This is a genomic window from Streptomyces sp. NPDC046197, assembly GCF_040646295.1.
Taxonomy (GTDB): domain Bacteria; phylum Actinomycetota; class Actinomycetes; order Streptomycetales; family Streptomycetaceae; genus Streptomyces.
Genome location: NZ_JBEYZY010000007.1, coordinates 138973 through 158552 on the forward strand (window position 1 = coordinate 138973; position 19580 = coordinate 158552).

The window sequence follows — 19580 nt, forward strand, 5'->3', positions numbered from 1 at the left end:
CCGGTGGGGGCCGGTACCGATCAGGGGGCGAGACAGTCGGGTACGACGCCCGAAGTGGGGGTAGCAGTTCCGCATGGCGGCGGCCGTGCGGTCGTGTCAGCCCGGGCGTCGTGCCCGCGCCGGTCGGCGTTCTCCGGACGATGGGGAATCCCCTGCTCTTTCGGGAGCCTGGGGAAGGGGGTTTTCAGTGGTTCGCATCCGTGTCCTGGTCGTCGACGACCACCGCATCTTCGCCGAGTCGCTCGCCGCCGCCCTGGCCGCCGAGCCCGACGTCGACGTCTCCGCGGCCGGCTCCGGCCCGGCGGCGCTGCGCTGTCTGGAGCGCGCCGCCGCCGAGGGCCGCCGCTTCGACGTACTGCTCGTCGACGCGGACCTCGGTGGCAACGTACCCGGCGGACGGCCCGCGGTGCCGGTGCAGGAGGGCAACGCGGACGGCCTGGTCGACGGGATCTCCCTGGTCGCCGGGGTGCGCGGCGCCCAGCCCGGGGTGCGCACCGTCGTACTGGCCGAGAAGGACGACCCGCGGAGGGCTGCGCTCGCCCTGCAGGCCGGTGCCTCCGGCTGGGTGGCGAAGGACTGCTCGCTGTCCCGGCTGCTCACCGTCATCCGGGGCGTGCTGCGCGAGGAGACCCATCTGCCGCCCGCCCTGCTCACCGGGGTGCTGCGCGAACTGACCGCCGCCCGCAAGCACCGCACCGAGAGCGAACGGCTGGTGGAGTCGCTGACCCCGCGGGAGCGGGAGGTGCTGCGCTGCATGGTCGCGGGGCTCGGCCGCAAGGCCGTGGCCGAGCGGCTGTACCTGTCCCCGCACACGGTGCGCACCCATATGCAGAACGTCCTGGGCAAACTCGGCGTGCACTCCACACTGGCGGCGGTGGCGCTGGCCCGCCGGGCCGGGGTCGGGCCGGTCGATCTGGGGCCCGCCGGGCGGATCGGGGTGGAGGCGAGCAGCAGCGCCTGATCGACGCCGGTGCGTGCCATTCCGGGCCCCGCGTCCGCGTCCTGATCCTCTTCGCGGGCCCTCAGCCCGGGATGTTGTCGAACGGGGCGGTCAACTGGCGCAGCAGACCGGCCAGTTCGGCGCGCTGGGCGCTCGACAGCTCTCCGAGGATCGCCCGTTCCTGGTCGAGCAGACCCGCCAGGGCCTGGTCGGCGCGGTCCCGGCCCTCGGCCGTGAGGCGGACCAGCACGCCGCGGCGGTCGCTGGGGTCGGGCAGGCGCTCCACCAGGCCCTTCTTCGCCAGACGGTCGATACGGTTCGTCATCGTGCCCGAGGTGACCAGGGTCTGGGTCAGCAGCTGTCCCGGCGAGAGCTGATACGGCGCGCCCGCGCGGCGCAGCGCCGTCAGCACGTCGAACTCCCAGGGCTCCAGGCTGTGCTCGGAGAAGGCCAGCCGCCGTGCGCGGTCGAGGTGCCGGGCCAGTCTGCTCACCCGGCTGAGCACCTCAAGCGGCTCCACGTCGAGGTCCGGGCGCTCCCGGCGCCACGCCGCGACCAGCCGATCGACCTCGTCCTCCATGACGATCAGTGTAGTGGTTGTGTCGACGTGAAGTCTCTTGATGTCGATTCTCTTGACGTCGAGATATATCTCGCGCGACAGTGGTGATCACAGTGGTGCACGGCGTCGACGACGCCCACGACTTTCGAGGAGGCCGCCATGCCCGCCCCCGTCTGGGACCCCGCCCAGTACCTTCGCCACGCCGGTCACCGGGCCCGCCCCTTCGCCGACCTGCTCGCCCGCGTCCCCGAGCTCCCCGGCGACCCACCCCGCATCGCCGACCTGGGCTGCGGCCCCGGAAACGTCACCGTGTTCCTCGCCGACCGCTGGCCCACCGCGCACATCACCGGCTACGACAACTCGCCCGAGATGCTCGACAAGGCCGCGGTCGACCACGAGGGCCCCACCCCCGGCGGCGGCCGCCTCGACTTCGCCCACGCCGACGCCCGCACCTGGACGCCGGACGAGCCGTACGACCTGATCATCAGCAACGCCACCCTCCAGTGGGTGCCGGGGCATGCCGAGAGGTTCCCCGACTGGGTGACAGCCCTGAAGCCGGGCGCCACCTTCGCCTTCCAGGTGCCCGGCAACTTCCCCGCCCCCAGCCACCAGCTGATGCGGGAACTCGCCCACTCCGCCCGCTGGAAGGACCGCCTGGCGGACACCCTGCGCCACGACGACGCGGTGCTCTCCCCCGAGGCCTACCTGGAGAAGCTGACCGGCCTCGGCTGCACGGCGGACGTCTGGGAGACGACGTACATCCACCTGCTCCAGGGCGAGGACCCGGTCCTGGACTGGGTGAAGGGCACCGGCCTGCGCCCGGTCCTGACCGTGCTCGCCGACGACCCCCGGGCACGGGAGGACTTCCTGTCCGAGTACCGGGCCGCACTGCGCGAGGCGTATCCGGCGGGCCCGCACGGCACGCCGTTCCCCTTCCGCCGGATCTTCGCAGTGGCCACCAGGGAGGCGTGAGAGATGCTCACCGCGGTGGATCACGTACAGCTGGCGGCGCCGCCCGGCTCGGAGGTGGCGCTTCGGGCGTACTACGTCGACGTCCTCGGCATGACGGAGACCCCGAAACCACCGGTCCTGGCCACACGCGGCGGCTGCTGGTTCCAGGCGGGAGCGGTGCAGCTCCACCTGGGCATCGAGGAGGACTTCCGCCCGGCGCGCAAGGCGCACCCCGGGCTGAGGGTGACGGACATCGAGACGTACGCGGCCCGGCTGGCCGAGCACGGAGCGGCGGTCGTCTGGGACGAGAACCTGCCGGGCCACCGCCGCTTCTACTCCGAGGACCCGGTGGGGAACCGACTGGAGTTTCTCGAGCCGGTCAAAGATCACCACATCGGGTGATCACGTGCCCGGGTCAGCTCTTGCGGTGCCCTATCAACCGGGGCTTCGGCTCCAGCCCGTCCAGTCCGTGCCACGCCAGGTTCACCAGGTGGGCCGCGACCTCCGCCTTCTTCGGGCGGCGCACGTCCAGCCACCACTGGCCGGTCAGCGCCACCATGCCCACCAGCGCCTGCGCGTAGAGCGGAGCCAGCTTCGGGTCGAAACCGCGGCTCTTGAACTCGCGGCCCAGGATGTCCTCCACCTGGGTGGCGATGTCCGAGATCAGCGAGGCGAAGGAACCCGTCGACTGCGGGATGGGCGAATCCCGCACCAGGATGCGGAAGCCGTCCGTGTACTCCTCGATGTAGTCCAGCAGCGCGAACGCCGCCTGCTCGCACAGCTCACGCGGGTGACCGGCCGTCAGCGAACTGGTGACCATGTCCAGCAGGCGCCGCATCTCGCGGTCCACCACCACCGCGTACAGGCCCTCCTTGCCGCCGAAGTGCTCGTACACCACCGGCTTGGACACCCCGGCCTTCGCCGCGATCTCCTCCACCGACGTGCCCTCGAAGCCCTTCGCGGCGAAGAGGGTGCGACCGATCTCCAGCAGCTGCTGGCGGCGCTCGGCACCGGTCATACGGGTACGACGCGTGCGCCGCGGCTTGTCGTTGCTGGGAGTGCTGGAGTCGGTCGCCACAGCGACCATCATGCCGCCTCGGCGGCCTCCTTCCGGCGCCGGGAGCCGCCTTCACCGGTGTTCCGGCGGGAATCGATACGCGAGCGTGACGGCCAGCGCACGTCATGGGCCCAGCCGAGCTGCTCGCACCAGCGGATGATGCGCGCGGAGGAGTCCAGCTGCCCGCGCTCCACGCCGTGCCGGGCCGAGGTCGGGTCGGCATGGTGCAGGTTGTGCCAGGACTCGCCGCAGGACAGGATCGCCAGCCACCACACGTTTCCCGAGCGGTCCCGCGACTTGAACGGCCGCTTGCCGACCGCGTGACAGATCGAGTTGATCGACCAGGTCACGTGGTGCAGCAGCGCCACCCGCACGAGCGACCCCCAGAAGAACGCGGTGCACGCGCCCCACCAGGACATGGTGACCAGACCACCGATCAGCGCCGGCAGCAGCAGCGACACCGCCGTCCACAGGACGAACTGCCGGGAGATCGTCCGCAGCGTACGGTCCTTGATCAGATCCGGCGCGTACTTCTCCTGCGGGGTCTGCTCCTCATCGAACATCCAGCCGACATGGGCCCACCACAGGCCCTTCATCAGCGCCGGGACCGTCTCCCCGTACCGCCACGGAGAGTGCGGATCGCCCTCGGCGTCGGAGAACCGGTGGTGCTTGCGGTGATCGGCGACCCAGCGGACCAGCGGGCCCTCGACCGCCAGCGACCCCGCGATCGCCAGCGCGATCTTCAGGGGCCGCTTCGCCTTGAACGAGCCGTGCGTGAAATGCCGGTGAAAACCGATCGTGATGCCGTGGCAGCCGAGGAAGTAGAAGAAGACCAGCAGGCCGAGATCCAGCCAGCTCACCCCCCAGCCCCACGCCAGCGGCACCGCCGCCAGCAGCGCGAGGAACGGAACGGTGATGAACAACAGCAGCGTGATCTGCTCGATCGAACGCTTCTGCTCGCCGCCCAGGGTCGCGGTGAGCAGCGTGGTGTCGGTCGCCTTCGGGGCGTCGTCGATCACATCGGAGCTTGTGGTCATGGGCGTCCCCTGTGGGGTCGAGGGTCGAGAGATGCCGGCAGGCCGCGGAACCGGTCCGTCTTCTTACGGTTCCGTAACCTACGGCGTCGTAAGTATCGCAGCGCGTCGCACCGCGGCAAGAGCCCGTGAGCCTGCGCGTCCGACCCGACACCTAGACTTGGACTCGGTCGGACAGCGCGGTCCGCTCTGATTACTTCCCGGATGCCCCGTCGCTATGCGGCAGCCCGCCGCGCGGGTGACGGCCGGGTACCCCTCCAGACGAGCTTCAGACAAGCACCAACACTGCAAGGAGCCGCACCTGTGAGCAGTGCCGACGACCAGACGACGACCAGCACCGAGCTGCGCGCCGACATCCGCCGACTGGGCGACCTCCTCGGTGAGACCCTCGTCAGGCAGGAAGGCCCCGAACTCCTCGACCTGGTCGAGAAGGTCCGCCGCCTCACCAGGGAGGACGGCGAAGCCGCCGCCGAACTGCTGCGCGGCACCGAGCTGGAGACCGCGGCCAAGCTGGTCCGCGCCTTCTCCACCTACTTCCACCTGGCCAACGTCACCGAACAGGTCCACCGCGGCCGCGAACTGCGCGCCCGCCGCGCCGCCGAGGGCGGCCTGCTCGCCCGCACGGCCGACCGCCTCAAGGACGCCGACCCCGAACACCTGCGCCAGACGGTCCAGCACCTCAATGTTCGTCCGGTGTTCACGGCCCACCCGACCGAAGCCGCACGCCGGTCGGTGCTCAACAAGCTCCGGCGCATCGCCGCACTCCTGGAGACCCCGGTCCTCGACTCCGACCGCCGCCGCCACGACATCCGGCTCGCGGAGAACATCGACCTCGTCTGGCAGACCGACGAACTGCGCGTCGTACGCCCCGAGCCCGCCGACGAGGCCCGCAACGCCATCTACTACCTCGACGAACTCCACGCCGGCGCCGTCGGCGACGTCCTGGAGGACCTCACCGCCGAACTGGAACGCGTCGGCGTCAAGCTGCCCGACGACACCCGCCCCGTCACCTTCGGCACCTGGATCGGCGGCGACCGCGACGGCAACCCCAACGTGACCCCCGAGGTCACCTGGGAAGTGCTGATCCTCCAGCACGAGCACGGCATCAACGACGCCCTCGACATGATCGACGAGCTGCGCGGGCTGCTGTCCCAGTCCATCCGCTACTCCGGCGCCACCGACGAACTCCTCCAGTCCCTCCAGACCGACCTGGAGAACCTGCCCGAGATCAGCCCCCGCTACAAGCGGCTCAACGCCGAGGAGCCCTACCGGCTCAAGGCCACCTGCATCCGGCAGAAGCTCGTCAACACCAAGCAGCGCCTGGCCAAGGGCACCGGACACCAGCCCGGCCGCGACTACCTCGGCACCTCCGAACTGCTGAACGACCTGCGCGTCATCCAGACCTCCCTGCGCGCCCACCGCGGCGGTCTGTTCGCCGACGGCCGCCTGGCCCGCACCATCCGCACCCTCGCCGCCTTCGGCCTCCAACTCGCCACCATGGACGTACGCGAACACGCGGACGCCCACCACCACGCCCTCGGCCAGCTCTTCGACCGGCTCGGCGAGGAGACCTGGCGCTACGCCGACATGCCCCGCGAGTACCGCGCCAAGCTGCTCGCCAAGGAACTCCGCTCCCGCAGGCCGCTGGCCCCCACCCCCGCCCCGGTCGACGCGGCCGGCGCCAAGACCCTCGGCGTCTTCGAAACCGTCAAGCGGGCCCTGAAGGTCTTCGGCGCCGAGGTCATCGAGTCGTACATCATCTCCATGTGCCAGGGCGCCGACGACGTCTTCGCGGCCGCCGTACTCGCACGCGAGGCAGGCCTCATCGACCTGCACGCCGGCTGGGCCAGGATCGGCATCGTGCCGCTGCTGGAGACCACCGACGAGCTCAAGGCCGCCGACACGATCCTGGAGGACATGCTCTCCGACCCCTCCTACCGCCGCCTCGTCGCGCTGCGCGGAGACGTCCAGGAGGTCATGCTCGGCTACTCCGACTCCTCCAAGTTCGGAGGCATCACCACCTCCCAGTGGGAGATCCACCGCGCCCAGCGCCGCCTGCGCGACGTCGCCCACCGCTACGGCGTCCGCCTGCGCCTCTTCCACGGCCGCGGCGGCACCGTCGGCCGCGGCGGCGGCCCCTCCCACGACGCGATCCTCGCCCAGCCCTGGGGCACCCTCGAGGGCGAGATCAAGGTCACCGAACAGGGCGAGGTCATCTCCGACAAGTACCTCATCCCCTCCCTCGCCCGGGAAAACCTGGAACTGACGGTCGCCGCCACCCTCCAGGCCTCCGCCCTGCACACCGCACCCCGCCAGTCCGACGAGGCCCTCGCCCGCTGGGACGCCGCCATGGACGTCGTCTCCGACGCCGCCCACGCCGCCTACCGCAAGCTGGTCGAGGACCCCGACCTGCCGGCGTACTTCTTCGCCTCCACCCCCGTGGACCAGCTCGCCGACCTGCACCTGGGCTCCCGCCCCTCCCGCCGCCCCGACTCCGGCGCCGGCCTCGACGGCCTGCGCGCCATCCCCTGGGTGTTCGGCTGGACCCAGTCCCGGCAGATCGTCCCCGGCTGGTTCGGCGTCGGCTCCGGCCTCAAGGCACTGCGCGAGGCAGGCCTGCCGCAGGAAGGGGACACCGTGCTCGACGAGATGCACGAACAGTGGCACTTCTTCCGCAACTTCATCTCCAACGTCGAGATGACCCTCGCCAAGACCGACCTGCGCATCGCCGAGCACTACGTCGACACCCTCGTCCCCGACCACCTCAAGCACATCTTCGAGGTCATCCAGGCCGAACACGAACTCACCGTCCGCGAGGTACTCCGCATCACCGGCGAGACCGAGCTGCTCGACGCCCAGCCCGTCCTGAAGCAGACCTTCAGCATCCGCGACGCCTACCTCGACCCGATCTCCTACCTCCAGGTCGCCCTGCTCAAGCGGCAGCGGGACGCGGCAGCAGCCGGCCAGGACCCCGACCCGCTGCTCTCACGAGCCCTGCTGCTGACCGTCAACGGCGTGGCCGCCGGCCTGCGCAACACCGGCTGACCACACCGCCACGGACACGAAAGTGCCCCCGGGTTCACCGAACCCGGGGGCACCCCCACATCCACGACCCCGCACAGCACGGACCCCCGCACAGCACGGACCCCCGCACAGCACGGACCCTCACAGCACGGACCCCCACACAGCACGGACCCGCACAGCACGGACCCTCACAGCACCACGAAAGCCGCCGTCAGCAGAGCAACCCCCGACCCCGCCAGCACCCAGGCCGCCCGCCTCAACCGCAACCCGCCCGCCACCACCACCGACGCCAGCAGCAGCGCCCCGCCCAGCGGAACCCAGGCATACAGGACCCCGGCCGGACCCGACCGCACCACCTCGTCCGTACCCGGCTTCACGACCACGGTGTAGGTCTGCCCCTTCTTCACCCCGACCGTGTGGGCGATCACGACCCGGCCGCGGGCCGTCGAACCCTCCGAGAGCGGCCTGAAGGGCCCGCTGCACGTGTCGTCGCCGCACCGGGTCACCTCGACCGTGCCGCTCTCCCGGCCCCTGGTCAGCATCACGTACGGCGCGGTGCTCCAGGACGCCCACACACCGGCGATCAGGATCAGCACGGCGACCACCCCCATCACCGCGACCTGCCCGAACCGCAGCGCAGTGTTCGAGGCCCGGCGAGAACGGGCGGCGGTGGCAGACATGGCCGGGATCATTGGCCATCCCCCCGCCACCGGTCAACTCCGGCGGGGGACAAGTCAGGAGTTGTACGCGCTTTGCGCCCGCTCCAGCCCCTCCGTGACCAGACACTCCACCGAGTCCGCCGTCCGGTCCACGAAGAAGTCCAGCTCCTTGCGCTCCACCGACGAGAAGTCCTTCAGCACGAAGTCCGCCACCTGCATCCGGCCCGGAGGACGCCCGATCCCGAACCGCACCCGGTGATAGTCCGCACCCATCGCCTTCGTCATCGACTTCAGCCCGTTGTGCCCGTTGTCACCGCCGCCCAGCTTCAGCCGCAGCGTGCCGTAGTCGATGTCCAGCTCGTCATGGACCGCCACGATGTTCCCCAGCGGCACCTTGTAGAAGTCCCGCAGCGCGTTCACCGGCCCACCCGACAGATTCATGAACGACATCGGCTTCACCAGCACCACCCGCCGGCCCGCCGGCCCCGGCGGACCGATCCGGCCCTCCACCACCTGCGCCTGCGCCTTCCCGGCCCGCTTGAACCTCCCCCCGATCCGCTCAGCCAGCAGATCCACCACCATGAACCCGACATTGTGCCGGTTCATGGCGTACTCCGGACCCGGATTGCCGAGCCCGACGATCAGCCAAGGGGCATTGGCGGGGGTGCTCACGTCATATCTCCCTCATGCAGCAGCCGCTGCTCCCCCGGAAGGAGAGCAGCGGCTGAAACCAAAGCCGAACCGCCGGTCGGGCTCAGGCCTCGGCGACCTCTTCGCCGGCGGCCTCTTCCTCGCCCTCCGGGGCCTCCTCGACCTGGGCCTGCAGAACCTGCAGAACCACCGCGTCCTCGTCCACGGCCAGGGTCACACCGCTCGGCAGCGTGATGTCCTTGGCATGGACCGAGGCACCGGCAGCAAGACCCTCGACGGACACCGTGACCGCCTCGGGAATGTGCGTGGCCTCGGCCTCGACCGGCAGCGCGGCCAGAACGTGCTCCAGCAGGTTCCCACCCGGAGCCAGCTCACCCTCGGCGTGCACCGGGATCTCGACCGTGACCTTCTCGCCACGCTTGACCAGCTGCAGGTCGACGTGCTCCAGGAAACCCTTCAGCGGGTCACGCTGCACGGACTTCGGAATCGCCAGCTCATTGGTCTTGCCGTCGATGTCCAAAGAGATCAGGACATTCGGCGTACGCAGCGCCAGCAGCAGGTCGTGACCCGGCAGCGTCAGGTGCAGCGGGTCCGAACCGTGCCCGTACAGCACACCCGGAACCTTGTTGTCACGACGAATACGACGCGCGGCACCCTTGCCGAACTCGGTGCGCGTCTCGGCGGAGATCTTCACCTCGGACATCTCTCACTCCTCGCAGAAGAACGTGGAAAACGGACGGGGTCACCCGGCCACGAACGGCCTGCTACGAAGAGCGCGTCGATAACGGATCACCGTATTCGCGGGAACGAACACGGCCTCCCTCGCCGAGCAACCCCAGCAGGATACTCGGACCAGGAGGCCGCACCCAAAACGATCTCTACAACGATCCCTGCGGGCGATCGCTCACTGCTCGTCGAACAGGCTCGTCACCGAACCGTCCTCGAACACCTCACGCACCGCGCTCGCGATCGTCGGCGCGATCGACAGCACCGTGATCTTGTCCAGCTCCAGCTCACCCGGCGTCGGCAACGTGTTCGTGAACACGAACTCGCTCACCTTCGAGTTCTTCAGCCGGTCCGCCGCCGGACCCGACAGCACACCATGCGTCGCCGTCACGATCACATCCTCCGCACCGTGCGCGAACAACGCGTCCGCCGCGGCACAGATCGTGCCACCGGTGTCGATCATGTCGTCCACCAGCACACAGATACGGCCCTTCACATCACCGACCACCTCGTGCACCGTCACCCGGTTCGCCACGTCCTTGTCGCGACGCTTGTGCACGATCGCCAGCGGCGCACCCAGCCGGTCACACCAACGGTCCGCCACCCGCACCCGGCCCGCGTCCGGAGACACCACCGTCAACTTCGCACGGTCCACCTTGCTGCCCACATAGTCCGCAAGCAGCGGCAGCGCGAACAGGTGATCCACCGGACCGTCGAAGAAACCCTGGATCTGGTCCGTGTGCAGATCCACCGCCAGAATCCGGTGCGCACCCGCCGTCTTCATCAGATCCGCGACCAGACGCGCCGAAATCGGTTCACGACCACGGTGCTTCTTGTCCTGCCGCGCGTAACCGTAGAACGGCACGATGACCGTAATGGAACGTGCCGACGCACGCTTCAGCGCGTCGATCATGATCAACTGCTCCATGATCCACTTGTTGATCGGAGCCGTGTGGCTCTGGATCAGGAAACAGTCCGCACCACGGGCCGACTCCTGGTACCGCACATAAATCTCGCCGTTGGCGAAATCGAAGGCCTTCGTCGGGACAACCCCGACACCCAGCTGGTGGGCGACCTCCTCGGCAAGCTCGGGGTGGGCGCGGCCGGAGAAGAACATCATCTTCTTCTCGCCGGTCGTCTTGAACCCGGTCACAGCACTGTCTCCTCAGAGGTGTTCGCAGCTGGATGTCCAGAGACCCCCTCAGCCGTCCGCAAGAGGCCGTCTCAGCTGGTGGGGTGCGGATGTTCACCTATCACGGTACGCCGTCCCCGACGCACCCGTTATCCGGTCAGGCCTCGCCCTCCGGCCTCCGGGACGCCGCCTCGGCCGCCTTCGCCGCCGCACTCCCCGGACGCTTACGAGCCACCCAACCCTCGATATTCCGCTGCTGACCACGGGCCACAGCCAGCGAACCGGGCGGCACGTCCCTCGTGATCACCGAGCCGGCCGCGGTGTACGCACCGTCCCCCACCGTGACAGGAGCCACAAACATGTTGTCCGACCCCGTCTTGCAGTGCGACCCGACAGTCGTGTGGTGCTTGTTCTCCCCGTCGTAGTTCACGAACACACTCGCCGCACCGATGTTCGTGTACTCACCGATCGTCGCGTCACCGACATAGGACAGGTGCGGCACCTTCGTCCCCTCGCCGATCCTCGCGTTCTTCGTCTCGACATACGTACCCACCTTGGACCCGAGCCCCAGGCGCGTACCTGGCCGCAGATACGCGTACGGCCCCACGGAAGCCTCCGGACCCACCACAGCCCCGTCCGAGACCGTGTTGTCCACACGCGCCCCCCTGCCCACCCGCGTATCCGTCAGCCGGCTGTTGGGCCCCACCACACTGCCCTCACCCAACTGCGTCGACCCATGCAGCTGTGTCCCCGGCAACACCGTCACATCCTGCTCGAACGTCACCGTCACATCCACCCAGGTCGTGGCCGGATCCACAATCGTCACCCCGGCCAGCATCGCCTCGGTCAGCAGCCGGTCATTCAGAATCCGACGCGCCTGAGCAAGCTGCACCCGGTTGTTGATCCCCGCGATCTCACGGTGATCCCCCGCCACACACGCACCCACCCGATGACCCGCCTCACGCAGGATCCCCAGCACATCAGTCAGGTACTCCTCACCCTGACTGTTGTCCGTCCGCACCTTCCCCAGCGCCTCCGCAAGCAGCTGACCGTCGAAAGCGAACACACCGGAGTTGATCTCCCGGATCGCCCGCTGCGACTCGCTCGCATCCTTGTGCTCCACGATCGCCGTCACCGCACCGGAAGCACCGTCCCGCACAATCCGGCCGTAACCCGTCGCATCCGGCACCTGGGCCGACAACACGGTCACCGCATTGCCGTCCTCGCGATGGGCGGTGGCGAGACTCCGAAGCGTCTCACCGGTCAGCAGGGGAGTGTCGCCGCAGACCACCACGACCGTCCCGTCGACGGACCCGCCCAGCTCCTCCAGCGCCATACGCACCGCATGCCCGGTGCCCTTCTGCTGCTCCTGCACCGCGGTACGGGCCTGCGGGTCGATCTCGGTCAGGTGCGCGCTGACCTTCTCGCGCGCGTGCCCGACCACGACGACCAGATTCTCGGGCTTCAACTCGCGTGCGGCGGCCAGCACATGACCGACCAGGGAACGGCCACAGATCTCATGCAGGACCTTGGGTGTGGCCGACTTCATACGGGTGCCCTCACCCGCTGCGAGAACGACGACGGCTGCCGGGCGAATGGCGCTCACGGGATGCCCTTCGGCTGTGGATGGGTGGGGGTGGACATCCGCAGGATACCGGGGCGTTTGTGGGGGGTGACGAGAGCGGGTCCTGACTTGGTAGTCAGGACCCGAACATAAGCAGCTCCCCTGCCAGGACTCGAACCTGGAATAAATCATCCAAAGTGACCCGTGTTGCCAATTACACCACAGGGGAGTGTATAGCTCCCTAAAACGGACATTCTGTCAGTCCGTTGAGGTCGCGGCACCTACTATGCCGTACCACCAGCCTTCGATGCGACGGTACAGCTCGGCTCCCTGTAGGACTCGGATCACGAAGCACCCGCGGTAGGTGTCGCCGGTGTTCTTGCGCACGGTCTTGGGGTTGTGCTTCTTGAGCGTTGTTGCTTGAAGGGCCGTCGCATCGATCCCCGCGAGGTCGGCCCAGTATTGCTCGGCGGCGCTCACGTCTGCGGTTTCGTGGATCATGACACGGAAGCGCAGGCGCTCCCTGTGGATGCCCAACAGGTCGAGCCAGGCCAGGTAGACCTGGATCACTTGAGGGTCACTGTTGACGAAGATTACGGCTTCCCGGCGGCTGTAGGGCTTGCTCTTCTGCCCCTCGGCCCAGTAGAGCGCGACGCCGGTCATGAACAGCTCTCTGTCTGTGAGCTCGCCGATCTCCTGGGTGGCGCTTTTCTTCACCCGCTGGCGCTCCTCGTCTTGTGCGTTGCGCAGGCGGGTCAGTCCGGCCTGCATGAGCGCCCGCTGTTCCTCCTGCGTGTAGCGCGGCTCCGGCTTCGGCAGATCCCGCACCCACAATGAGATCGAGCCCTTGGAGCACCCCAGTTCCGCCTCGATCTGGTCGTACGTCCAGCCCTGGAGGCGCAGCTCCCGGGCTTTCGCTCGGAGGTCGTCCTTGGCGCGGGGGCGTTTTGTCCACTCCGGGGGTGGTTCGCCCTTGACGAGTTGGTTGAGGATGTCGTTGTTGTAGATCTTCAGTTCGTCCCGGATCTGCCGGAGGCTGTAGCCGCCTCGGCGGAGGGCGACCGCCTGCTCCCGCAGCCCCTCGAAGTTCGTGTACTTGCCTGTGGAATGTGCCATAGGCATACCATCCGGGCGGAATGTGGAGCTCCGGGGGCGAACGGGGGGTGGTTCAGTAGTTCGAGGGATACCGGCTGGTTTTGTTCTTATTCGATTACCGAGTGTGGTGTGGGGCGGTACCGGAAACTCGCCGGAAAAGCCGCGCGCGGCGCCCGTAGGCTGGAGTCATGACCACGACGGGGGAAGACCGCGCGACGGCCGTGACCGGGCCGTGGTGGTGGGCGCGGTGGCGCAGTGCGGTGCTCGACGGGAGTCTTGCGGTGGTGTCCGCGCTGGAGTGCGGGGCGGAGGGAATGCCGTTTGCCCGGGATGCGGGTATCCCGGTGTCCGTTGGGATTGTGTTCGGTTTGCTGGCGGGTTCCGTGCTGCTCATTCGCCGGCGCTGGCCGATCGCGGTCGTGCTGGTGGCGATCGCGATCACGCCGGCGCAGATGGGCTTCCTGATGGGGATCGTCGGCCTGTACACGCTGGCGGCGTGTGAGCTGCCGCGCCGGATCATCGTGGCGTTGGCGGGGATGTCGCTGCTCGGGACGATGATCGTGACATTTGTGCGGGTGCGTCAGGATTTGGCGCGGGGGGATCTGACCCTGGGGGACTGGTTCGTTCCGTTCGCCGCTGTCACCACCTCGCTGGGGCTGACCGCGCCGCCGGTGCTGCTCGGCTTGTACGTGGGGGCGCGGCGGCGGCTGATGGAGAGTCTTCGGGAGCGGGCGGACAGTCTCGAGCGTGAGTTGCAGTTGCTGGCGGAGCGGGCGGAGGAGCGTGCGGAGTGGGCGCGCAACGAGGAGCGGACGCGGATCGCGCGGGAGATGCATGACGTCGTGGCTCATCGGGTCAGCCTGATGGTCGTGCATGCGGCGGCGTTGCAGGCGGTGGCGCGCAAGGATCCGGAGAAGGCGGTGAAGAACGCCGCTCTGGTCGGGGACATGGGGCGGCAGGCGTTGACGGAGTTGCGGGAGATGCTGGGGGTGCTGCGCAGCGCGGAGGGGCGTGAGCGGCGTGCGGCGGCGTCCGTGCCGCTGGCCGCGGTGGGTGTGGCGGCGGCTGCGGCGGCGTTCCGGGTGGTGGGTGAGGAGGGGGTTGCGGTCGAGGGGCCGTGTCTGTCGGAGCTGGATGTGTTGATCGGGCAGTCGGCGGCGGCCGGGATGGTCGTGGATCTGTCGGTCGAGGGGGATGTGCGGTCGTATGCGGCGGAGGTCGAGCAGACCGCGTACCGGGTGGTGCAGGAGGCGTTGACGAACGTCCACAAGCATGCGGCGGGGGCGAAGACGCATGTGCGGCTGGCGCATCGGGTGTCGGAGATCGCGATGCAGGTGGAGAACGAGCCGCCGCCGGAGCCGGCGTCGGCGGCGTCGGTGGGGTTGCCCTCGGGTGGCAATGGTCTGGTCGGGATGAAGGAGCGGGTGGCCGCGCTGGGCGGTGTGTTCGTGTCGGGGCCGACGGATGCGGGGGGTTTTCGGGTGTCGGCGGTGATTCCGGCGTCGTAGGGCCGGGCTTCTTTGCGCGTGTTTGCGCGTGCCGGGCTCGGTCAGCCTGCGGTCAGTCGTACGGGTGTTATGCCGGAGACGAGGGCGGACAGGGCCTGGTCGATGTCGGGGCCGAGGTACCAGTCGCCGGTGTGGTCGAGGGCGTAGACGCGGCCTTCGGTGTCGATGGCGAGCAGGGAGTGGGTGTCGGGTTCGGCGCCGAGGGGGCAGACCTGGGTGTCGAGGGCGCGGCCGAGGTCGCCGAGGGTGCGGGCCATGTGGAGGCCGTGCAGTGGGTCGAGGTGGAGGGCGGCGGGGGCGATCTGGCGGCCGGGTCCGCCGGCGGTGATGTGGAGTCCGCCGAATTCGGCCCAGGCTTCGACGGCGGCCGGGAAGACGGTGTGGCGGTGTCCGGCGGGGGAGGTGTGGTCGCGGAGGGTGTCGGCCCAGATCTCGGCCTGTTTTATGTCCCAGCGTCCGGGCTGCCAGCCGGCGGCGCGCAGGGTGGCGTCGACGGGTACGGCGAAGCGTGTGGAGGTGCGGTCGGCGTGCATCTGCCCTTCGTTCGTCGAGGGGTGGTGGGTCGTGCGGGGGTGGGGTGGGGGAGGGGTGACCGGGGTGTGAGGTGCCGGTCGTCAGCCGTCGCTGTTCGCCGGGTCGACGATGTGGACGCCGAAGTGGGCGCTGAGTGCGGTGCAGGCGCGGCAGGGGGTGGCGAAGCTGCCGTGGAGGGGGTCGCCGTCCTCGCGGATGCGGCGGGCGGTGAGTTTGGCCTGTTTGAGGGCTTTGCGGGCTTCGCCGTTGGTCATGGGTTTGCGGGCGGCGCGTTTGCTGCGGGCGGCGTCGGCGGTGGCGATGTGGCGGGAGATGAGGATGGTCTCGGCGCAGCGGCCGGTGAAGCGGTCGCGCTGGGCGCTGGTGAGGGTGTCGAGGAAGTCCTGGACCAGCGGGTGGAGCGCGGGGGGCTGGTCGCCGCGGGCGGCGGTGCCGGTGAGGGTGGCGCCGCGGACGGAGAGTGCGGCGGCGACGGTGGGGAGTATGCCGTCGCGGCGGTGGCGCAGGGTGGGGGCGTGGGGCGTTTCGGTGTTGCTCCAGCCGATCCTTGGGTCGCCGGAAGCGCTGGTGTGCGGTCCCGTCTGCGTCGCGTTCATGATCATCATCCCCTCCGGGCATCCCCCCGAAGGACACAGAGTGCCAAATGCCGTGGCTGGTACGGAAGCTGGGGCGGTGCGACACGCCCGGTGGGGTCGGTGTGTCACGGCGGGGTGACGGCTGGTCACGGTGGTGCCGGGGCTGGGGAGGGCGGGGAAGCGGAGGGCCGGTGACCGGTCTCGTCGTACCGCATAGGCTGTCGGCACCGCGCTAGGTGCGGTCAACGCGTTGGAGAGAAGTAGTCGATACGGGCCTTGGTGGGCCGGAGCCGGATCCGGTCGCCGTGGGTCGTACAGAGTGCCGCAGGGGGCAACCGCCATGACGACAGGTCGGCTCGGGCTGGGAGCACCGCTCAGCGGCCAGGCCGGGGGACAGGCCGTGCCGCCGAACGCGGCCTACGCCGGGCAGGTCGTGCACTTCCCGGACCCGGTCCGGGCCACCCGGCATCCCAGAGGGGTGCGGGTGGACGAGCGTGGTTTCCCCGACTTCTCGCCGTATGCGCGTGCGGCGGCGGAGATCGCGGAGCCGCCGGAGGGTTTCGGTGTCGACGAGTTGCGGCTGACGGACTACGTCTCGGCGAACGCGGCGCTGGCGGCGTCGGGTCACGAGTTGTGGGACACGGTGCCGAGCGTGGCGACCCCGCACGGCTGGACGTGGCATCACGTGGCGGGCGGCCGTCGGCTGGAGCTGGTTCCGGTCGAGGTGAAGTCGCTGTTGAGGCATCACGGTGGCATCGCGACCGCGAACGTCGACCAGAACAAGCGGGGCACGCGGCCGTTGCAGGAGACGCGGCCGGCGCACTTCGGGCTGCCGAAGTCGGGTGCGGCGGTGTCGGAGCAGCAGGTGCAGGGGGTCGAGGAGGATCTGGGGTACCGGTTGCCGGGTCCGTACCGGGCGTTCCTGAAGGCGGCGGGCGGCTGTGCGCCGGTGGGTACCGCGCTGGACGCGGAGTTGGGGCTGCTGATCGACCAGCCGTTCTTCACGGTGCGGGAGGAGGCGGCGGTCAACGATCTGGTGTACGTCAACAAGTGCCTGCGTGATCACCTGACGAAGGACTATCTGGGCGTCGGGTTCGTGCAGGGCGGGCTGCTGGCCGTGAAGGTGAAGGGCGAGCGGAGCGGTTCGGTGTGGTTCTGCGCCTACGACGACGTGCGTGACGTGGATCCGGGGTGGCCGCAGGCCGAGCGGGTGGAGCGGCTGCTGCTGCCGTGCGGTGAGGACTTCGATGCCTTCCTGTCCCGGTTGGCGGGTTCTCCGCCGGAGTTGGAGACGGTGGCGAATCTGATGGTGGACGGCGGTTTCGCGCGTGCCGTTCCGGTCTCTTCCGGATCGTCGGTGGGGGAGTGAGTCGAGCGATGGTGACGTTCGCGCAGGCGCAGGAGCGCGCGGAAGAGTGGATCAACGGGGATGTGCCGTCGTACCAGCATCGGGAGGTGCGGGTGCGGGAGTTCGAACTCGGTTTCGTGGTGTGGGCCGAGGACCGTGCGGACGGGCCGCGTTCGGACGGGGGTGCGCAGCGGCTGGTGATCGCGCGGGACAGCGGGGAGGCGACGCTGTGGCCCGGGCTGCCGGTGGGTGAGGTGATCCGCCGGTACGAGGAGGAGTACGGCCGGGCCGACGAGGTCGCCGATGCGGTTCCGGCGCCCGCGGCCCGGGTGGACCTGAACCAGACGTCGTTCCTGCTGAGTCCGCCGGAGTGGTTGCAGGAGGCGGCGGACAAGCTGGGGATCCCGGACCGGCGGGGTGGGGCCGGTGCCGCTGCTGGTGCCGCTGCTGGTTCTGGTGCCGCTGCTGGTGCCGCTGCTGGTTCTGGTGTCGGCGCGGATGCCGGAGCGGGTGTGGGTGCCGGGCCGGGTGCGGCCTCGGCCTCTGCTTCGGTTCCGGCGTCCGGTTCGGCCGGGGCTTCTGCCGGGGGCGGTGGGCTTCCGCAGACGCAGGCCGGGGTGCCGGTGGGTGCGCCGCCCGACGGGGCGACTCCGTGGGCCGGGACGGACACCAACGCCGATGGCGGTGACGACCGTTCGGTGCCGTTGCCCGCGACCGTGTTCGCGCCGCCGCTGAGCGACTCCGGCGACGCTGCGCCGCCTGCCGCCACGCCGGACGCGAAGACGGCGCTGATGGCGGGGGGCAGTCAGCTTCCGCGTACGGCCATGGCGCCGGTGTTCGACGTCAACGCGCAGGGCGTGCAGGGCACTTCGCCCGGCGGTGCACCGAGTGCGCCGAGTGCGTCGAGTGCGTCGGGCGGGCCCGGTGTGCCGGGAGCGCCTGCCGTGCCCGGCGGCTCCCAGGGCACCATGCCGCCGCCTCCGCCGGTGCCGGGTGCGGTGCCCGCAACTCCGCCTGCGCCGCCGGGTGCGCCGTCGTACGGGTATCCGCAGGGACCGGGCGTCCCGGCTGCCCCGGGCACCCCGCTGCCTCCGCCGGTGCCGGGTGCGCCCTCGTACGGGTATCCGCAGGGGGCCGGGGCTTCGGCTGGTCCGGGTACGCCGCCTCCGGGCGGTCCGCAGGTTCCCGGCGGTCCCGGCGGACCCGGGCGGCCGCTCGCGCCGAACGCCGGGGAGATCGCCGACGCCGCGACGAGCAAGGCCGCGCCTCCGCCGCGCCGCGGGCGGGGCGGCGGTTCGGCCACGCCTCCGCCGCCGGGTGCCCCGGGTACGCCGGGCGTGCGTCCGGGCGGTGTGCCCGCGCCGTCCGGGCCTGGAGCGCCGGGTGCCGGGGCTGGTGGGTACGTGCCGACCCAGCTCGTGTCGTCACTCGGTCCCGATGGCCCCAACGGTCCTGACGGTTCCGAGGGTGCCGCCCGTCCCGGTGCTCCGCAGCCGCCGGGTGCTCCCGGTGTGCCGGGCGCGCCGAACACTCCCGGCGGTACGCCTCCGGGTGGCGTCCACCATGCCGCCACGATGCTTGCCGACCCGCACCGGGCCGGCGGGACCGTGCCGCAGCCGCCGGGTGCGCCGCAGGCGCCGGGCGTTCCTGGCGTGCCCGGTGCGCCCGGGGCCGCGCCGGGCCGCCCGGGTGCCGTGCACCATGCGGAGACGATGCTGGCCGCGCCCCCGTCGGGCGGCCCCGGCACGCCTGCCCCGCCTCAGGCCCCCGGCGCCCCCGCCGCTCCGGGCGTGCCTCCTGCGCCGGGCGCCCCCGGAACGCCTCCGGGTGCCCCGCAGCCCATGCCGCCCGTCGCCCCACCGCCCGGCGCCGTGCCCCCTCCGGGCCGGCCCGTGCCCGGCCAGCCCATGCCCGGTCAGCCCGTACCGGGGCAGCCGCCCATGTCCGGTCAGCCGGTACCGGGACGGCCGCCCGTCCCGGGACAGGTCGCACCCGGGCAGCCGCCCGTACCGGGACCGCCCGTACCCGGTCAGCAGCCCCTGCCGGGACAGTCCGTGCCCGGCCAGCCCATGCCCGGTCAGCCCGTACCGGGGCAGCCGCCCATGTCCGGTCAGCCGGTACCGGGGCAGCCGCCCGTCCCGGGACAGGTCGCACCCGGGCAGCCGCCCGTACCGGGACCGCCCGTACCCGGTCAGCAGCCCCTGCCGGGACAGTCCGTGCCCG

Annotated in this window: 18 protein-coding genes and 1 tRNA gene; 7 read left to right on the forward strand and 12 right to left on the reverse strand. The window is 70.3% G+C overall.

What is annotated here, in order from left to right; genetic code table 11:
* The first annotated feature begins 187 nt into the window (after nucleotides 1–187).
* A complete protein-coding gene (locus AB0A61_RS12570) occupies nucleotides 188–961 on the forward strand; it encodes a response regulator transcription factor (protein ID WP_361290355.1) in 774 nt (257 codons plus the stop codon).
* Between the two features lie 61 nt (nucleotides 962–1022).
* Here the strand turns inward: AB0A61_RS12570 and tamR are convergent, their stop codons facing one another.
* Nucleotides 1023–1520 carry a MarR family transcriptional regulator TamR gene (gene tamR, locus AB0A61_RS12575; RefSeq protein ID WP_361290358.1) on the reverse strand — a complete coding sequence of 166 codons (498 nt, stop codon included), beginning with the start codon at nucleotides 1518–1520 and terminating at the stop codon, nucleotides 1023–1025.
* Between the two features lie 138 nt (nucleotides 1521–1658).
* On the opposite strand from tamR, the gene AB0A61_RS12580 reads away from it, so the two are divergent.
* The gene (locus AB0A61_RS12580; protein WP_361290361.1) at nucleotides 1659–2471 is read left to right on the forward strand and encodes a trans-aconitate 2-methyltransferase; all 813 of its coding nucleotides are present in this window, start codon (nucleotides 1659–1661) and stop codon (nucleotides 2469–2471) included.
* A gap of 3 nt (nucleotides 2472–2474) precedes the next feature.
* Nucleotides 2475–2852, forward strand: a complete 378-nt coding sequence (locus AB0A61_RS12585) for a VOC family protein (protein WP_361290364.1) — start codon at nucleotides 2475–2477, stop codon at nucleotides 2850–2852.
* Between the two features lie 13 nt (nucleotides 2853–2865).
* On the opposite strand, the gene AB0A61_RS12590 is transcribed toward AB0A61_RS12585, so the two are convergent.
* Both AB0A61_RS12590 and AB0A61_RS12595 read right to left on the reverse strand, forming a co-directional pair.
* On the reverse strand, nucleotides 2866–3540 hold the full coding sequence (locus tag AB0A61_RS12590) for a TetR/AcrR family transcriptional regulator (protein ID WP_361290367.1): 675 nt from the start codon (nucleotides 3538–3540) through the stop codon (nucleotides 2866–2868).
* Nucleotides 3537–4544 (reverse strand): acyl-CoA desaturase, encoded by a 1008-nt coding sequence (locus AB0A61_RS12595; RefSeq protein ID WP_361290370.1) that lies wholly within the window; start codon nucleotides 4542–4544, stop codon nucleotides 3537–3539. The genes AB0A61_RS12590 and AB0A61_RS12595 overlap by 4 nt, the downstream gene beginning before the upstream one ends.
* A gap of 300 nt (nucleotides 4545–4844) precedes the next feature.
* Here AB0A61_RS12595 and ppc point away from each other — a divergent pair, with 300 nt between their 5' ends.
* A complete protein-coding gene (gene ppc, locus AB0A61_RS12600; RefSeq protein WP_361290373.1) occupies nucleotides 4845–7586 on the forward strand; it encodes a phosphoenolpyruvate carboxylase in 2742 nt (913 codons plus the stop codon).
* 167 nt (nucleotides 7587–7753) lie between these two features.
* Here the strand turns inward: ppc and AB0A61_RS12605 are convergent, their stop codons facing one another.
* From AB0A61_RS12605 to AB0A61_RS12635, 7 genes are all read right to left on the reverse strand, one after another.
* The gene (locus AB0A61_RS12605) at nucleotides 7754–8257 is read right to left on the reverse strand and encodes a hypothetical protein (protein WP_361290376.1); all 504 of its coding nucleotides are present in this window, start codon (nucleotides 8255–8257) and stop codon (nucleotides 7754–7756) included.
* A gap of 42 nt (nucleotides 8258–8299) precedes the next feature.
* Complete coding sequence (gene pth, locus AB0A61_RS12610; protein WP_361290379.1) at nucleotides 8300–8896, reverse strand: aminoacyl-tRNA hydrolase; 597 nt, start codon at nucleotides 8894–8896, stop codon at nucleotides 8300–8302.
* Between the two features lie 82 nt (nucleotides 8897–8978).
* Nucleotides 8979–9578: a 50S ribosomal protein L25/general stress protein Ctc gene (locus tag AB0A61_RS12615; protein ID WP_361290382.1), complete on the reverse strand. Its 600-nt coding sequence runs from the start codon at nucleotides 9576–9578 to the stop codon at nucleotides 8979–8981.
* A 201-nt stretch (nucleotides 9579–9779) separates the two neighbouring features.
* Nucleotides 9780–10754 carry a ribose-phosphate diphosphokinase gene (locus AB0A61_RS12620; RefSeq protein WP_361290385.1) on the reverse strand — a complete coding sequence of 325 codons (975 nt, stop codon included), beginning with the start codon at nucleotides 10752–10754 and terminating at the stop codon, nucleotides 9780–9782.
* 136 nt (nucleotides 10755–10890) lie between these two features.
* Nucleotides 10891–12339 (reverse strand): bifunctional UDP-N-acetylglucosamine diphosphorylase/glucosamine-1-phosphate N-acetyltransferase GlmU, encoded by a 1449-nt coding sequence (gene glmU / locus AB0A61_RS12625; RefSeq protein ID WP_361290388.1) that lies wholly within the window; start codon nucleotides 12337–12339, stop codon nucleotides 10891–10893.
* Nucleotides 12340–12454: 115 nt separating this feature from the next.
* A tRNA-Gln gene (locus tag AB0A61_RS12630) sits at nucleotides 12455–12526 on the reverse strand.
* A gap of 29 nt (nucleotides 12527–12555) precedes the next feature.
* Nucleotides 12556–13413: a hypothetical protein gene (locus AB0A61_RS12635; RefSeq protein WP_361290391.1), complete on the reverse strand. Its 858-nt coding sequence runs from the start codon at nucleotides 13411–13413 to the stop codon at nucleotides 12556–12558.
* A 167-nt stretch (nucleotides 13414–13580) separates the two neighbouring features.
* On the opposite strand from AB0A61_RS12635, the gene AB0A61_RS12640 reads away from it, so the two are divergent.
* Nucleotides 13581–14900 carry a histidine kinase gene (locus AB0A61_RS12640; protein ID WP_361290394.1) on the forward strand — a complete coding sequence of 440 codons (1320 nt, stop codon included), beginning with the start codon at nucleotides 13581–13583 and terminating at the stop codon, nucleotides 14898–14900.
* Between the two features lie 41 nt (nucleotides 14901–14941).
* Here AB0A61_RS12640 and AB0A61_RS12645 read toward each other — a convergent pair whose 3' ends face one another.
* Both AB0A61_RS12645 and AB0A61_RS12650 read right to left on the reverse strand, forming a co-directional pair.
* Nucleotides 14942–15433, reverse strand: a complete 492-nt coding sequence (locus tag AB0A61_RS12645; protein WP_361290397.1) for an SUKH-3 domain-containing protein — start codon at nucleotides 15431–15433, stop codon at nucleotides 14942–14944.
* Between the two features lie 81 nt (nucleotides 15434–15514).
* On the reverse strand, nucleotides 15515–16039 hold the full coding sequence (locus tag AB0A61_RS12650; protein WP_361290400.1) for a YwqJ-related putative deaminase: 525 nt from the start codon (nucleotides 16037–16039) through the stop codon (nucleotides 15515–15517).
* Nucleotides 16040–16349: 310 nt separating this feature from the next.
* Here AB0A61_RS12650 and AB0A61_RS12655 point away from each other — a divergent pair, with 310 nt between their 5' ends.
* Together AB0A61_RS12655 and AB0A61_RS12660 are read left to right on the forward strand one after the other, a co-directional pair.
* The gene (locus tag AB0A61_RS12655; protein ID WP_361290403.1) at nucleotides 16350–17378 is read left to right on the forward strand and encodes an SMI1/KNR4 family protein; all 1029 of its coding nucleotides are present in this window, start codon (nucleotides 16350–16352) and stop codon (nucleotides 17376–17378) included.
* A gap of 8 nt (nucleotides 17379–17386) precedes the next feature.
* On the forward strand, nucleotides 17387–19580 hold a 2194-nt coding region (locus AB0A61_RS12660), incomplete at its 3' end, for a hypothetical protein (RefSeq protein ID WP_361290815.1).